Below are 14,922 nucleotides of genomic sequence, written 5' to 3' on the forward strand. Positions count from 1 at the left end.
GAGGCAAAGCCCTGACACGGGCAGGCCCTGCGGCCTGCCCGTGCCTGGCGAAGGGCCAAGCCTCTGGCTTGGCGCGGCCTGCAAGGCGTGCAACGCCGCAGACGCTGCTTTTGCGGGGCAACCCGAAGGGCAAGGCAGCCCGCCAACGCACTCGTCGTTGCGCAGCTTGTGCAGGCAGCCAGCCTGCACTGCGCTGCCGGGCTGCCTTGCGGGCGCCATGCCCGGCGTGCAAACACACTCCTAGGCGAGGTCATCGGGCTCGTTGGTCAATTCCAGCTGGGCGATCAGGTCGCGCAGTGCGAGACGCCGTTTCTTCAGCCGCCGCAGCGCCAATTCGTCCAGCGGCGCCTGTTCGGCGAGTCGGTCGATCATCGCGTTCAGATCGGCATGCTCCATGCGCAACTCGATCAGGCGTCGCGTCAACGAGTGAAGTTGTTCATCCATCCGGGGGTTTGCAAGGGAAGGTCGCGACGAGCCAAAGCGAACGGGCCAGTATAGTTTTCGGCATGGCAACCTCCTCCGCCGTCGGATTCCGACTCAACGCCGCCACCGGCACCCATCGCGGCGACCGCGCCTATCAGCAGGATCAGGTGGCCGTCGTTGCCCACCCTCGCATCGAGGGCTGCGTGATGGGCATCGTGGCCGACGGCATGGGCGGCAAGAGCGGCGGCCGCAAGGCGGCGGACCAGGTCATCCTGACCGCGCGCCAGCTGTTCGAGCGCTATTCGCCCGATGACGAATCGCCCGCCGAGCTGCTCGGGCAGATCACGTCCGAGGCGCATCTGATGATCAAGCTGACGGCCATCTCCGCCGAGGAGGAGCCGCACAGCACCATCGCCGGCTTCGTCGTCAGCAGTGACCGCAGCGTGCACTGGATCCACTCCGGCGACTCGCGCATCTACTGGTTCCGCGGCGCGCGGCTCGTGCAGCGCTCGATGGACCATTCCTACGTGCAGCGCCTCGTCGACGAGGGCCAGCTGACCGAGGCCGAGGCCAGCTCGCATCCGCAGAGCAATCTGCTGACGGCCTGCCTGGGCACGGTGCAGGACCCGACCTCGACGTCGGAGCGCTTCGAAGGCCTGGAAGTGGGCGACACGCTGATGTGCTGCAGCGACGGCCTGTGGCACTACTTCACTGCCCAGGAGCTGGGCAGCGTGCTCTACAGCCTGCCGCCGCGCGAGGCGGCGGAGTTGCTGGTCAGCAAGGCACGCCAGCGGGCACGCGGGGGCGGCGACAACCTGTCGGTCGCCATCGTCAAGCTCGAGAACCTGGACTGATCACTTCGGCGCAGACGCGCCCGGCAGGGGCAAAGGCAGTGGCGCAGCGGGCTGCCCGCGCGACTTCTGCTTGGCCTCGTTGTCGGCGACGCGTTGCTGCATGCGCTTCTCACGCTCCTGCGCCCGTTCGCGGCGCTCGGCGGCGCCGGCTTCGGCCTTGCTGACGGCCTGGCGGCGCAGGCGCTCGGCCTCTTCGGGGCTGCGGCCCTTGGCCGGATGGGACGCGGGCGTTACCGGTGGCGGCGGAGGCGGCGCCGCCACAAGGCGCTGGCGGCGCTGGCCCTCGTCCTGAGCGGCGGCAAGCTCCCGATCCTTCACGCGCTGCGCCTGAGCGGCCGCGCGGGCACGGCGCTCTTCGGCGGCGAGTTGGTGCTCATGCCGCACCAACGGCGCGAGCGCGTCCTGGCGGCGCTGGCGAAGGTCTTCCAGGCAGGGGCTGACGGCAAAACGCTGCTCACACTCGGCCTGCTCGCGCGCGAAGCGCTGCTCCACGGCCACGCGCTGGGCAGCGACCTCGGCACGGGTAGCCGACAGCGGGCTCACGGGGGCCGAGGCAGCAGCAGCAAGCAGGATCAGCAGAGGGGTCATCAGGTCAGTGACGTATCAACTTCACGGCGGGCCAGCGCAAGGTACTCCGCCGATCGCATTTCCTGCAAGCGGGACACGGTGCGCGGGAACTCGTGGGCCAGCGGCCCCTCGGTGTAGAGCTGATCGGCCGGCACGGCGGCCGAGATGATGAGCTTGACGCGGCGGTCGTAGAGCACGTCGACCAGCCAGGTGAAGCGGCGCGCCTCGCTGGCCAGGCGCACCGGCATCTCCGGCACATCAGACAGGATGACGGTGTGGAACTGGCTGGCCAGTTCGAGGTAGTCGTTCTGCGAGCGCGGGCCGCCGCAGAGGGTCTGGAAGTCGAACCAGACGACGCCACCGGCGCGCCGCCGCGCATGGAGCGCTCGGTGTTCGATCATCAGCTTGTTGTCTTCGTCCTGCGCCTCGGCAAGCGACTCGAAGGCTGCGGTCAGCGCGGCTTCGTTCTCGTCGTTGAGAGGTGTCAGGTAGAGGTTCATGTCCTCCAGCGTGCGGCGCCGGTAGTCGGTGCCGGCGTCGACGTTGATGACCTCCAGGTTGGCCTTCAGCAGTTCGATGGCCGGCAGGATGCGGTCCCGGTGCAGGCCGTTGGGGTAGAGCCCGTCCGGGTGGAAATTGGACGTCGTGATGATGGACACGCGGTTGCGGAACAGGGCGTCCAGCAGCCGGTGCAGGATCATCGCGTCGGTCACGTCGGCAACGTGGAACTCGTCGAAGCAGATGAGGCGAAAGCGCCTTGCGATGCGCTTGCCGAGTTCGTCCAGCGGGTCGGCGATGCCCTTGAGCTCCTGCAGCTCACGGTGCACCTCGCGCATGAACTCGTGGAAGTGCAGCCGCGTCTTGCGTGTCAGCGGCACGGCCTGGAAGAAGCAGTCCATCAGGAAGCTCTTGCCGCGACCGACGCCGCCGTACATGTAGACGCCGCGCGGGATGGGCGGGCGCACCAGCAGCTTGGTGACGGCGTTGGCGCGGCGGGCCTTGTAGCTGGCCCACTCGTCCTGGCAGCGCTGCAGGGCCTCGACGGCACGCAACTGCGCCGCATCGGCCTTGTAGCCGCGCTCGGCGAGGGTCTGCTGGTAGAGCTCGCTAACTGACGGCATACAGGCTGGTCATCTAAGAAAAAGGGGCGACTGAATGGCCGCCCCTGGTCGCTTGCGTTGCTCGATCAGAAGTTCAGCGTGCGCTTGTCGATGGCCAGCGCCGCTTCCTTGGTCGCTTCGGACAAGGACGGGTGCGCGTGGCAGATGCGCGCGATGTCCTCGGCCGAGGCTTTGAACTCCATCGCGACGACGGCTTCGGAGATCAACTCCGAGGCCATCGGGCCAATGATGTGCACGCCCAGGATCTCGTCGGTCTTGGCGTCGGCCAGAAACTTGACGAAGCCGGTCGTGTCGCCCAGCGCGCGCGCCCGGCCGTTGGCCAGGAAGGGGAACTGCCCCGCCTTGTAGGCCACGCCGTCGGCCTTGAGCTGCTGTTCGGTCCTGCCGACCCAGGCGATCTCCGGGCTGGTGTAGATGACCCAGGGCACGGTGTTGAAGTTGACGTGCCCGTGCTGGCCGGCCATGCGCTCGGCCACGGCCACGCCCTCTTCCTCGGCCTTGTGCGCCAGCATGGGGCCGCGCACGACGTCGCCGATGGCCCAGACGCCGGGCAGGTTGGTCTTGCAGTCCGCATCGACTTCAATGGCACCGCGCTCGTCGAGCTTCAGGCCCACCGCATCAGCCGCCAGGCCGATCGTGTTCGGCACGCGGCCGATGGAGACGATGAGCTTGTCGACCTCCAGCGTCTTGGCCTCGCCCTTGGCGTCCGTGTAGGCGACGCTGACACCCTTCTTGCCGGTCTTGATCTCGCCGACCTTCACACCGAGCTGGATGTCCAGGCCCTGCTTCTTGAAGACCTTGGCGGCTTCCTTGGCGACGGACTCGTCCACCGCGCCGAGGAAGGCCGGCAGGCCTTCCAGCACGGTGACTTCCGCGCCCAGGCGGCGCCAGACGGAACCCATTTCCAGACCGATGACGCCAGCGCCGATCAGGCCCAGCTTCTTGGGCGTCGCACCGACGCGCAGGGCGCCGTCGTTGGACAGGATGTTCACTTCGTCGAAAGGCACGCCAGGCAGCGCACGGGCGTTGGAGCCTGTGGCGATGACCACCTGCTTGGCCTGGATGACTTCCTCGCCGGCCTTGAGCTCATAACCGCCATCCTTGGCGGCAACGAAGGAGCCACGGCCGTGGAAGAACGTGACCTTGTTCTTCTTGAACAAATAGACGATGCCGTCGTTGTTCTGCTTCACGACCAGGTCCTTGCGGGCCAGCATCTTGGCGACGTCGATCTTGACGTTGTCGGCCGTGATGCCGTGGTCGGCAAAGTGGTGGTTCAGGTGCTCGTAGTGCTCGCTGGACTGCAGCAGCGCCTTGGACGGGATGCAGCCGACGTTGGTGCAGGTGCCGCCGAGGGCGGGGCCGCCCTTGTCGTTCTTCCACTCGTCGATGCAGGCCACGTTCATGCCCAACTGGGCCGCGCGGATGGCCGCGATGTAGCCGCCGGGGCCGCCGCCGATGACGACGACGTCGAATTGCTTAGACATTCAATTAACCTTTCTCACAACGATGGGCTGGAACTCGCAGCGGTCACACAGCCCACGAAACAGCATGACCACGGCGTCCTCGAAACGCTTGCCTGTGGGACACGCCAACATCACATCCGCAGTGTTCTCGTCCCCTACGCAGACGGCCGGGTTCTTCGCCACCTGCTGAAGAGCCATTGCGTCCGCCGGAATTAGCGAAATGCCCTCCACCACCCGTGGATCACGTACCTGGGCCTCGACGGCATTTCGGACGAGACTGAGCAGGTAGGCGCGATCTGGGGGCAGCAGCTGGAACTGCATGCTGAGGCCAGGCGCCGCCGCGGTAGCGGCCAACTGGCCCAGCCCGCAGGCCACGGCGGCCCCTGGCGCGCTCTTGGCGCACGCCAGCACCAGGCGCTTGCCATCCGCTGCAGCGCCGGACTCGAAGCGCGCAATCACCGGGCTAGCCGCATCGGCCGCATGCACCGCAGGGCAGGCCGCAACGGCACCCAACAGACATGCAAACAAAGCGGCGGTCCAGCGGCTCATCTGCGACTCAAATGTCGAACAGCAGGCGCGCCGGGTCTTCCAGCGCTTCCTTCATCGTCACCAGCCCCAGCACGGCTTCGCGGCCGTCGATGATGCGGTGATCATAGGACATGGCGAGGTAGTTGATCGGGCGCACGACGACCTGGCCGTTCTCGACCACGGCGCGGTCCTTGGTGGCGTGCACGCCCAAGATGGCCGACTGCGGCGGGTTGATGATGGGCGTGGACAGCATGGAGCCGAAGGTGCCGCCGTTCGAGATGGAGAAGGTGCCGCCGGTCAGGTCGTCGATGGACAGCTTGCCGTCCTTGGCCTTCTGGCCGAACTCGGCGATCTTCTTCTCGATGTCGGCGAAGCTCATCTGGTCGACATTGCGCAGCACCGGCACGACGAGGCCGCGCGGCGAGCCGACCGCGATGCCGATGTCGAAGTAGCCGTGGTAGACGATGTCGTTGCCGTCGACCGAAGCGTTGATGATCGGGTACTTCTTCAGCGCCGCAACGGCCGCCTTGACGAAGAAGCTCATGAAGCCGAGCTTGACGCCATGTTCCTTCTCGAACTTCTCCTGGAACTTCTTGCGCATCTCCATGACCGGGGCCATGTTGACTTCATTGAAAGTGGTCAGGATGGCGTTGGTCGACTGCGACTGCACCAGGCGCTCGGCGATGCGGGCACGCAGGCGGGTCATGGGCACGCGCTGCTCAGGGCGGTCACCCAGGTTCTGCTGAGCGGGCGCGGCGACGGCGGGCAGCAGCTTGGCGGCAGGCGCTGCCACGGCGACGAGCGCCGGCACGGCGGGCTTGACGGAAGCGCCGAGGGCATCGCCCTTGGTGACGCGGCCGTCCTTGCCGGAGCCGGCGACGTCGGTGGCTTGCAGGCCCTTCTCGGCCAGGATCTTGGCGGCGGCCGGCATGGCCACATCGCCCTTGCTGCCGCCCGTAGCTGGAGCCGCGGTGGCGGCAGCGGGCGCAGCAGCGGGCGCGGGCACGGCGGCCACTTGCATCGGGCTGACTTGCGCGGCGGCGTCGGTGTCGATGCGGGCGAGCAATTCCTCGCTGATGACGGTGTCACCGTCGCCCTTGAGCACTTGAGCCAGCACGCCCGAGGCGGGCGAGGGCACTTCGAGCACGACCTTGTCGGTCTCGATCTCGACGAGGGTTTCGTCAATGGTGACGGCTTCGCCGGGCTTCTTCTTCCAGGTGAGCAGCGTGCCTTCGGAAACCGATTCGGAAAACTGGGGGGTCTTGACGTCAACGATGGCCATGGTGTGAGGCTCCGTGTCTTTTATTGGGTGTGATGTGCGCGCAGGCACGAGCAAACGCAGCGCCTAGGGTGGCGCTGCGGCTTGCGTTCTTATTTGGTGAGGATGAAGCCCTTGAGCTTGGCGAAGGCCTGATCCAGCAGCGCCTTCTGCTGCTCCTGGTGCAGGTGGGCGTAGCCGCAGGCGGGGCTGGCGCTGGCCGGGCGGCCGGCATAGCCGAGCTTCTGGCCGTCGCTCATGTTCTCGTGCACATAGTGCTGCACGAAGAACCAGGCGCCCTGGTTCTGCGGCTCGTCCTGGCACCAGACGAGGTCGGTCACGTTCGGGTACTTCTTCAGCTCGGCCGCGAAGGCCTTGTGCGGGAAGGGATAGAGCTGCTCGACGCGCAGGACGACCACGTCGCTGGCCTTTTTCTCGGCACGTGCCTTGACGAGGTCGTAATAGACCTTGCCCGAGCAGACGATGACGCGCTTGACCTTCTCGGCGTTCACGGTCGCGTCCTGCTCACCGATGACGGTCTTGAAATCACCCTTGGTGAAGTCGACCAGCGGCGAGGTGGCGTCCTTGGCACGCAGCAGGCTCTTGGGCGTCATGATGACCAAAGGCTTGCGGAACATGCGCAGCATCTGGCGGCGCAGCACATGGAAGATCTGCGCGGCGTTGGTGGGCTGCACGATCTGCATGTTGTTGTCTGCGGCCAGTTGCATGAAGCGCTCCAGGCGCGCCGAGCTGTGCTCGGGGCCTTGGCCTTCGTAGCCGTGCGGCAGCAGCATCGTCAGGCCATTGGAGCGGCCCCACTTCACTTCACCGGATGCGATGAACTGGTCGATGACGACCTGGGCGCCGTTGACGAAGTCGCCGAACTGCGCTTCCCAGATGGTCAGCGTGTTGGGCTCGGCGGCGGCGTAGCCGTACTCGAAGCCCAGCACCGCCTCCTCCGACAGGATGGAGTCGATGACGTTGAACGGGGCCTGGCCGTCGGCGACGTTCTGCAGCGGGATGTAGATGCCGTCATCCCAGTTGCTGCGGTTCTGGTCGTGCAGCACGGCGTGGCGGTGGGTGAAGGTGCCACGGCCGCTGTCCTCGCCCGACAGGCGCACCGGGTAGCCGCTGGCCACCAGCGACGCGTAGGCCATGCTCTCGCCCATGCCCCAGTCGATGTTGACCTCGCCACGACCCATCGCGGCGCGGTCGCCGTAGAGCTTCTGCACCAGGTTGTGGGCGGCGAAGTCCTTGGGGATGGTCGTCAGCTTCTCGGCCAGGCGCTTCCACTCGGCCACGGGGATGGCGGTGTCGCAGCTGTCGGTCCACTTCTTGCCGAGGAAGGGCGACCAGTCGGTCGCGAACTTGCTCTTGAAGTTGGTCAGCACGGGGTCGACCGTGTGGCGGCCTTCGTCCATGGCGGCACGGTAGGCCTTGACCATGTCGTCCGGGCCTTCGGCCGGCAGCACGTTCTGCGCCACCAGCTTGTCGCCGTAGACCTTGCGCGTGCCGGGGTGAGCAGCGATCTTTTTGTACATCATCGGCTGAGTCAGCGCCGGCGTGTCCTGCTCGTTGTGGCCGAGCTTGCGGAAGCAGACGATGTCGAGAACGACGTCTTTCTTGAACTCGACGCGGTAGTCCATGCACAGCTGCGTGGCCCACACGACGGCCTCGGGGTCGTCGCCGTTCACGTGCAGCACCGGCGCCTCGATCATCTTGACGACGTCGGTGCAGTACCAGGTCGAGCGCAGGTCGCGCGGGTCACTGGTGGTGAAGCCGATCTGGTTGTTGATGACGACATGCACCGTGCCGCCGGTGCGATAGCCACGCGTCTGGGCCATCGCCAGCGTTTCCTGCACGACGCCCTGGCCACCGAAGGCCGCGTCACCGTGCACCAGCACGGGCAGCACCTGGGCGCCGACCGTGTCGCCACGGCGGTCCTGGCGGGCGCGCACGCTGCCTTCCACGACCGGGTTGACGATTTCAAGGTGGGACGGGTTGAAGGCCAGCGACAGGTGCACCGGGCCGCCCTTGGTGGGCACATCGGAGCTGAAACCCTGGTGGTACTTCACGTCGCCCGCAGGCAGGTCTTCGGCGGCCTTGTGCTCAAACTCGGCAAACAAGTCGGCGGGCATCTTGCCCAGCGTGTTGACCAGCACGTTCAGACGGCCGCGGTGAGCCATGCCGATGACGATTTCCTGCACGCCGGACCCGCCGCCACGCTGGATCAGTTCGTCCATCGCCGCGATGAAGCTCTCGCCGCCTTCGAGCGAGAAGCGCTTCTGGCCAACGTACTTGGTGTGGAGGTAGCGCTCCAGGCCTTCGGCCGCGGTCAGGCGGTCGAGGATGTGCTTCTTCTCGTCGGCCGTGAAGTTGGGCTTGCCGCGCGCCTTCTCCAGGCGTTCCTGCCACCAGCGCTTCTCGGCCGGGTCGGAGCCGTGCATGAACTCGGAGCCGATGCTGCTGCAGTAGGTCTCGCGCAGGGCCTGCACGATCTGGCGCAGCGTCATCGTCTCGCCACCGAAGTAGCTGTTCACGGCGCTGAACGAGATGTCCATGTCGGACTCGGTCAGGTCGTAGAACGCCGGGTCGAGCTCGGGGATCTTGGGGCGCTCGGCGCGCTTGAGGGGGTCCAACTCGGCCCAGCGGTTGCCGATGAAGCGGTAGGCCGCGATCAGCGACTGCACGTGCACCTGCTTGCGGGCCACGGCCAGATCGGCGCTGGAAGCCTTGTTCGCGAAGGCATTGGCCTTGGCGCGCTGGGCGAAGGATTCGATCACCGGGGCGTGGGCCACGTCGGGTGATTCGCTGCCGTCCGTCGCGGGGACATGCTGCAACGCGTCGAAATAGGCGCGCCAGTTGTCGGGGACGGAACCGGGGTTGTCGAGGTAGGCCTCGTACATCTCTTCGACATACGGCGCGTTTCCACCGAACAAATAAGAGTTCGATTGGTATTGCTGCATCATCTTTCGCTCACCTCATGCCCCGGCTTCCAGGGAGTTGGCTGGTTGAAGAACCTTCCGCGACACGGCTCGACCGGTTGGCGGATTGCGACCCACCTTCGCTGCTGCCAGCAAAAGGGACGGGAAGGAATAAAACTTTCAGGGGACGGACTCTAGCACTGCGGGTTTGCCCGAGCCGTTGTTGGGGGCGCGACAAAGTTCACACGGCGTGATGCCGGAAAGTTGACTGGCTCGTAAACTTCGCCGCGCGTCGGCCCCGACATTGAATGGCTGTTCGCGAGGGGCATTCAGGAGATCCCATGCAAGTTCAGGTCGTCGACTACCGCTCACCCGACGCGGCCGAAAAGTTCACCCGCTCCCTGCACGAAACCGGCTTCGGCGTGCTGACCAACCACCCGATCCGGCAGGCGCTAGTCGAGAAGATCTATGCCGACTGGCTGGCCTTCTTCAACAGCGAGTCCAAACATGGTTTCGCCTTCTCGAAGGAAACGCAGGATGGGTATTTCTCCACCGCCATCTCGGAAACCGCGAAGGGCTCCAAGCAGAAGGACATCAAGGAGTACTTCCACGTCTACCCCTGGGGCCGCATCCCGGAACAGCTGAAGGAAGACGCCCTCGCCTACTACCGCGAGGCCAATGCGCTGGCGGAGGAACTGCTCGGCTGGGTCGAGCGCTACACGCCGCCGGAGATCGCGGCGAGGTACCGCGAGCCGCTGTCGAACATGATCCAGGGCAGTTCCAAGACGCTGCTGCGCGTGCTGCGCTACCCGCCGCTGACGGGCGCCGAGCCCGAAGGCTCGATCCGCGCTGCGGCCCATGGCGACATCAACCTGCTGACCATCCTGCCCGCCGCCAACGAGCCCGGGCTGCAAGTGCTGGGTACCGACGACGCTTGGCACGCCGTGCCCTGCGACTTCGGCACGCTGACCATCAACATCGGCGACATGCTGCAGGAGGCCTCCGAGGGCTACTACCCGTCGACCCAGCACCGCGTCGTCAACCCGACCGGCGAAGGCGCGAAGAAGAGCCGCGTGTCGCTGCCGCTGTTCCTGCACCCGCGCGATGACGTGGTGCTGAGCGACCGCTACACGGCGGAAAGCTATCTGAACGAACGCCTGCGCGAGCTGGGCGTGAAGACCTGAACCACCGAGTCATCCATATCCACCCCGACGCGCCGCCCAAGCCGGCGCTCGGGGCCGCGTGCAACGGCTGCGGCGTCTGCTGCCTCACTGACCCGTGCCCGCTCGGCGCCATCCTGAGCCGGCGCCTCAAAGGTGCGTGCGTCGCCTTGCAATGGGACGGCGCCCGATATGCGTGCGGTGCGCTGACGGCACAACCCACCGGGGTGCGCGGCTGGCTGGTGCGGCGCTGGATTGCGGCCGGTGCTGGCTGCGACTGCTCCCTAGAAGTAGCGGGCAAGCCCTAACCGAAAGGCCCTCAGTCGCGGCTAGTATTTTTGGCTTCTGCCGTACCTAGGAAGCCGCATGAAATCCCTGCTCCGACTCCTGCCCCTGCTGGCCGCGCTGACGCTGGGGGTGGTGACCACCGCCCAGGCCGCCCCACTGCGCTGGGCCGCCCAGAACGACATCCTGACGCTGGACCCTCACGCGCAGGACCACAACACCTCCAACGCCATCGGCACCCACATCTACGAGGGCCTGACGCGGCTGAGCAAGGAGTACCGGCCCGAGCCGTCGCTGGCCACCAAGTGGACCTACCTCACGCAAACCCAGGTGCGCTTCGAGTTGCGCAAGGGCGTCAAGTTCCACGACGGCTCGCCGTTCACGGCGGACGACGTGGTCTTCAGCTTCGGCCGCATCACGCAGCCGCAGGGCACCAAGCAGACCTATGTATCGGGCATCAAGGAGGTGAAGAAGATCGACGACCTCACCGTCGACCTGATCCTCGAAGCGCCCACGCCGATGCTGCTGCAGAACATCATCAGCTTCCCCATCATGAGCAAGGCTTGGTCGACCAAGAACAAGACGACGAACACGCAGGACTACAAAGCCAAGGAAGAAAACTTCGCGTCGCGCAATGCCAATGGCACCGGGCCCTACAAGCTGGTGAGCTGGCAGCCCGACCAGGCCGTCAAGATGGTGGCCAACAAGGACTGGTGGGACAAGAACCCGGGCAATGTGACGGAGCTGAGCTACCTGCCGATCAAGTCCGCGCCGACGCGTGTGGCGGCGCTGCTGTCGGGCGATGTCGACCTGGTCACCGATCTGCCGCCGCAGGACTTCTTCAAGCTCAAGGAGGAAGGCAAGGTCAAGCTGCTGGAGGGCGCGGAGATCCGCACCATCTTCTTCGTCATGGACCAGGGCAGCGAGGAGTTGCGCGAGTCCAGCGTGAAGGGCAAGAACCCGTTCAAGGACAAACGCGTGCGCGAGGCCATGAACCTGGCGCTGGACCGCGAGGCCATCAAGCGCAGCATCATGCGCGGCCTGTCGGTGCCCGGGGCGTTGATGATCCCGCCGGGCGTCAATGGCTATGACGCGGCACTGGACACGCCGCCCAAGCCCGACCTCGACAAGGCCCGCAAGCTGCTGACCGAGGCCGGCTACCCGCAGGGCTTCGAGGTGCCGCTGCACTGCCCCAACAACCGCTACGTCAACGACGAGCAGGTCTGCCAAGCGGCGGCGTCGATGTGGGCCAAGGTGGGCGTCAAGGTGCGCCTGATCGCCCAGCCGTTTTCCACGCACAGCCAGACCTTCCAGCGCGGCGAGTCGCCGTTCTACATGCTGGGCTGGGGCGTGTCGACCTATGACGCGCTGTATGCCATGCAGGCCTGGGGCCACACGCGCACCAACGGCGCGGACGGCAACTTCAACTTCGGCAAGGTCAGCGACGCGACGCTGGACGGCCTGATCCAGAAGATCAAGTTCGAACCCGACGTGCCCAAGCGCAATGCGCTGATCAAGGAGGCACTGCTGCGCATCCGCGACGAGGCCCTCTTTATTCCCATCCATCACCAGATCCGACCCTGGGCGATGAAGCCGGGCGTGGACACCATCCACCGCTCCAACGACTACTTCGAAGCGCGCTACACGACCATCAAATAGGGCAGCTCGGTGAAGTGACGGCGCATTGACGGTGAGCGGCCGGGGCGACCCGGCCGTCATCTGCGGTCCAATCCGCACCATGAGCGACGCGCCCTTCCAGCCCACCCACATCACGCCGAGTGACGAGCAACTCGCTATCCAGCTGCTGAGAAGCCGCCTGCTGCTCGTCGAGGCCAATGCCGGCGCAGCCAAGACCACCACGCTGGCCCTGCGCATCGCCCAGGCCCTGCAGCGCGGCGCACCGCCCGCGACCGTGCTGGCGCTCACGTCCACCGCGCCGGCCGTCCAGGCCCTGCGGGAGCGCCTGGCTCACATCGGTGTGCCCAAAGCCACCGCGCAGCAGCTGCGCATCCAGACCTTCGAGGCCTTCAGCCTCGCGGTGCTGGCCACCTTCGAAGGCGTGAAGACGCGCGCAATCGCGTCGCACGAGCAGGTGAAGCCGTTTGTCGTGCGCGCCATCGAGCGCGCCCAGTTGGCGCCCGAGGAGCCCTACCCCGACGAGCTGATGAACAACGCCAGGCCAGGCGACCTCGTCGAGGGCCTGCTCAAGTCCTTCGACGTGCTCAAGGGCCGCATGGTGGTCGAGCACCTTGCGCCTGAGGACCGCGTGACGCCCGCGCTGGCCGACGAGCTGGGCTTCGGCTACTTCACGATGCGGGTGTGGCAGTGCTACGAGTTCATCCGCAAGGGCGGCCACCCCGACCACCCCGAGTACCGGTTCGATGGCGACGGCAGCTACGACCTCGCCCGCCTGCTGACGAGCGGCGAGATCGCGGCCAGCGACGACACACTCGATCTGCGCCTCTCGCTGGTCTGCGTCGACGAGATGCACGACGTGAACCGCGCCGCCTTCACCGTACTCAAGGCGGTGCTGGCCGCCAACCCCCGCGCGGCCTTCGTGGGCGTGGGCGACCGCGACCAGGTCATCCACGCGCAGACCGGCGCCGAGGCGAGCTTCATGGATGCGCACTTCAAGGCCGAGATCGGGATGCCGCAAGTGCTGCCGCTCACGCAGAGCCGACGCTTCAGCCCCCAGCTTGCCCGGCACATGGGGAAGCTCGCCCGCAAGCCCTACGCAGCCGACGAAGCGCTGCACACCGACATCCACCTGGAGCGCTGCGAAACCTCACGCCTGGCCGCCGAGTTCGTCGCCCGCCAGGCCCAGGCCCACCACCAGCAGAAGACGCTCACCAGCCTGCGCGTGCTGTTGCGCCACGCCGCGCAGTCGGTGCTGATCGAGCACGAGCTGCTGCGCATGGGCGTGCCCTACGGCTCGGTGGGCTTCGCGCCCTACCTGGAGCGCCCCGAAACGCTGCTGGTGCGCGGCCTGTATGCCTACGCGCGCCACGACTTCACGGGCTTCGAGGAGACGGCGCAGCGCGTGCGGCTGCTCGACGCCTTGCTGATGTTCTCCGGCGCCAAGGTCGACAGTCTGGAGCTGCGACACCTGGACAGCAACGCGGCCCAGCGCGCCGCCGTCGCCGAGGCGTCGACCCAACTGGACTCCACGCACACCTTCATCGAAGCCCACGTGCTGCGCAGTGCCGACCCGGCGGCGAGGCGCCAGCTGGACGCGGCCCTGGCCATCCTGCGCAGCAACGACTTCGACGCCTTCGAGGCGTCTTTCCTGAAGGCGCTGGATCCACTGCAACTCGCCGCCCGCGTGTTCGTGCGCAAGGACGAGGCCGCCCAGGTGGCCGACAACGTCATGCAGCTGCACCGCCTCGCCGAGGCCGAGGACGCGGGCGTGGACGGCGCCTTTCGCATGTTCTCGGCCATGGACAAGACGCGCCGCAGCCTGCGCGCCAGCGAAGCCGTGGTGCTGTCCAGCATCGAGGCCGCCAAAGGCCTCGAGTTCGACCATGTGCTCATCCCCCACCTCTCCCAAGGCGAGTTCGGCGAGGGCTCCACGGAGAACCGCAACCTGCTCTACGTCGCGATGACGCGCGCCCGCCGCCGCCTGACGCTGACCTTCGATCCCGACCGGCCGTCCCGCTTCCTGAAAGACGCGGGCCTGATCTGAGAGCCGCCATGAAGCCTCCCGTCATCAATTTCTCCACGCTGCAGGCGGCCGTGGAGATCACCGCCACGCTGGCCTTCGCGCTGTCCGGCCTGCTGGCCGGCGCGCGCAAGCAGCTAGATGTCGTCGGGCTGTGCATCATTGCGGGGCTGTCCGCTTTCGGCGGCGGCACGCTGCGCGACGTCCTGCTGGACCGGCGGCCCTTCTTCTGGGTCGAGCATGCCGACTGGCTGTGGGCGCTGATGGCCCTGTCCTTCGCCGCGATGCTCTTCATGCGCGGGCGTCATCTGGCGCTGACCGAGAAGGCCATCCAGTGGCCCGATGCGCTGGGCCTGGGCCTGTTCACGGCCAACGGCACGCTGATCGCGCTGGACCTGGGCCAGCCGCCCATCGTCGCCGTGCTGATGGGCGTTATCACGGCCACCTTCGGCGGCGTGCTGCGGGACATCGTCTGCAACGAGATCCCTGCGGCCTTCCATGACCACCGGCCCTACGCGCTGTGCAGCTTCGTCGGCGCCTGGGTGCTGGTGGCGGCCGTGCAGCTGGACGCGCCGCAATGGGCCGCCATCAGCGCGGCGGCCGCAACGGCGGTGCTGCTGCGTGGCCTGGCGCTGTGGACGGGCTGGACGCTGCCGGCTTGGCGCATCCACATGCGATGAA

The 14,922-nt window shown here is 66.7% G+C and carries 12 protein-coding genes; 5 read left to right on the top strand and 7 right to left on the bottom strand.

The features are described 5' to 3' along the window. Positions 1 to 240 precede the first annotated feature (240 nt). The gene (locus tag ABIS05_RS17995) at positions 241 to 444 is read right to left on the bottom strand and encodes a YdcH family protein (protein ID WP_348011990.1); all 204 of its coding nucleotides are present in this window, start codon (positions 442 to 444) and stop codon (positions 241 to 243) included. A gap of 62 nt (positions 445 to 506) precedes the next feature. On the opposite strand from ABIS05_RS17995, the gene ABIS05_RS18000 reads away from it, so the two are divergent. Beyond that, positions 507 to 1,277: a PP2C family serine/threonine-protein phosphatase gene (locus ABIS05_RS18000; RefSeq protein WP_348011991.1), complete on the top strand. Its 771-nt coding sequence runs from the start codon at positions 507 to 509 to the stop codon at positions 1,275 to 1,277. On the opposite strand, the gene ABIS05_RS18005 is transcribed toward ABIS05_RS18000, so the two are convergent. From ABIS05_RS18005 to ABIS05_RS18030, 6 genes are all read right to left on the bottom strand, one after another. Continuing rightward, positions 1,278 to 1,865, bottom strand: coding sequence for a hypothetical protein (locus ABIS05_RS18005; protein WP_348011992.1), 588 nt, complete (start codon positions 1,863 to 1,865; stop codon positions 1,278 to 1,280). It abuts the gene before it with no gap. Continuing rightward, on the bottom strand, positions 1,865 to 2,965 hold the full coding sequence (gene zapE, locus ABIS05_RS18010) for a cell division protein ZapE (protein WP_348011993.1): 1,101 nt from the start codon (positions 2,963 to 2,965) through the stop codon (positions 1,865 to 1,867). The genes ABIS05_RS18005 and zapE overlap by 1 nt, the downstream gene beginning before the upstream one ends. Positions 2,966 to 3,030: 65 nt before the next feature. Next, the gene (gene lpdA / locus ABIS05_RS18015) at positions 3,031 to 4,449 is read right to left on the bottom strand and encodes a dihydrolipoyl dehydrogenase (protein WP_348011994.1); all 1,419 of its coding nucleotides are present in this window, start codon (positions 4,447 to 4,449) and stop codon (positions 3,031 to 3,033) included. Further along, a complete protein-coding gene (locus ABIS05_RS18020) occupies positions 4,450 to 4,977 on the bottom strand; it encodes a hypothetical protein (protein ID WP_348011995.1) in 528 nt (175 codons plus the stop codon). A gap of 7 nt (positions 4,978 to 4,984) precedes the next feature. Further along, positions 4,985 to 6,238, bottom strand: a complete 1,254-nt coding sequence (odhB, locus tag ABIS05_RS18025; protein ID WP_348011996.1) for a 2-oxoglutarate dehydrogenase complex dihydrolipoyllysine-residue succinyltransferase — start codon at positions 6,236 to 6,238, stop codon at positions 4,985 to 4,987. Between the two features lie 89 nt (positions 6,239 to 6,327). Next, on the bottom strand, positions 6,328 to 9,183 hold the full coding sequence (locus ABIS05_RS18030) for a 2-oxoglutarate dehydrogenase E1 component (protein WP_348011997.1): 2,856 nt from the start codon (positions 9,181 to 9,183) through the stop codon (positions 6,328 to 6,330). Between the two features lie 296 nt (positions 9,184 to 9,479). Here ABIS05_RS18030 and ABIS05_RS18035 point away from each other — a divergent pair, with 296 nt between their 5' ends. The 4 genes from ABIS05_RS18035 (at position 9,480) to ABIS05_RS18050 (ending at position 14,921) form a co-directional block, all read left to right on the top strand. Next, entirely contained in the window at positions 9,480 to 10,322 is an 843-nt protein-coding gene (locus ABIS05_RS18035; protein ID WP_348011998.1) for a 2OG-Fe(II) oxygenase family protein, read from the top strand. 342 nt (positions 10,323 to 10,664) lie between these two features. Then, positions 10,665 to 12,242: an ABC transporter substrate-binding protein gene (locus ABIS05_RS18040; protein WP_348011999.1), complete on the top strand. Its 1,578-nt coding sequence runs from the start codon at positions 10,665 to 10,667 to the stop codon at positions 12,240 to 12,242. Between the two features lie 79 nt (positions 12,243 to 12,321). Beyond that, positions 12,322 to 14,265, top strand: a complete 1,944-nt coding sequence (locus ABIS05_RS18045) for an ATP-dependent helicase (RefSeq protein ID WP_348012000.1) — start codon at positions 12,322 to 12,324, stop codon at positions 14,263 to 14,265. Between the two features lie 8 nt (positions 14,266 to 14,273). Beyond that, positions 14,274 to 14,921: a trimeric intracellular cation channel family protein gene (locus ABIS05_RS18050; protein WP_348012001.1), complete on the top strand. Its 648-nt coding sequence runs from the start codon at positions 14,274 to 14,276 to the stop codon at positions 14,919 to 14,921. The last annotated feature ends 1 nt before the right edge of the window (position 14,922 follow it).

This window comes from Roseateles sp. (genome assembly GCF_039929605.1).
GTDB lineage: Bacteria > Pseudomonadota > Gammaproteobacteria > Burkholderiales > Burkholderiaceae_C > Pelomonas.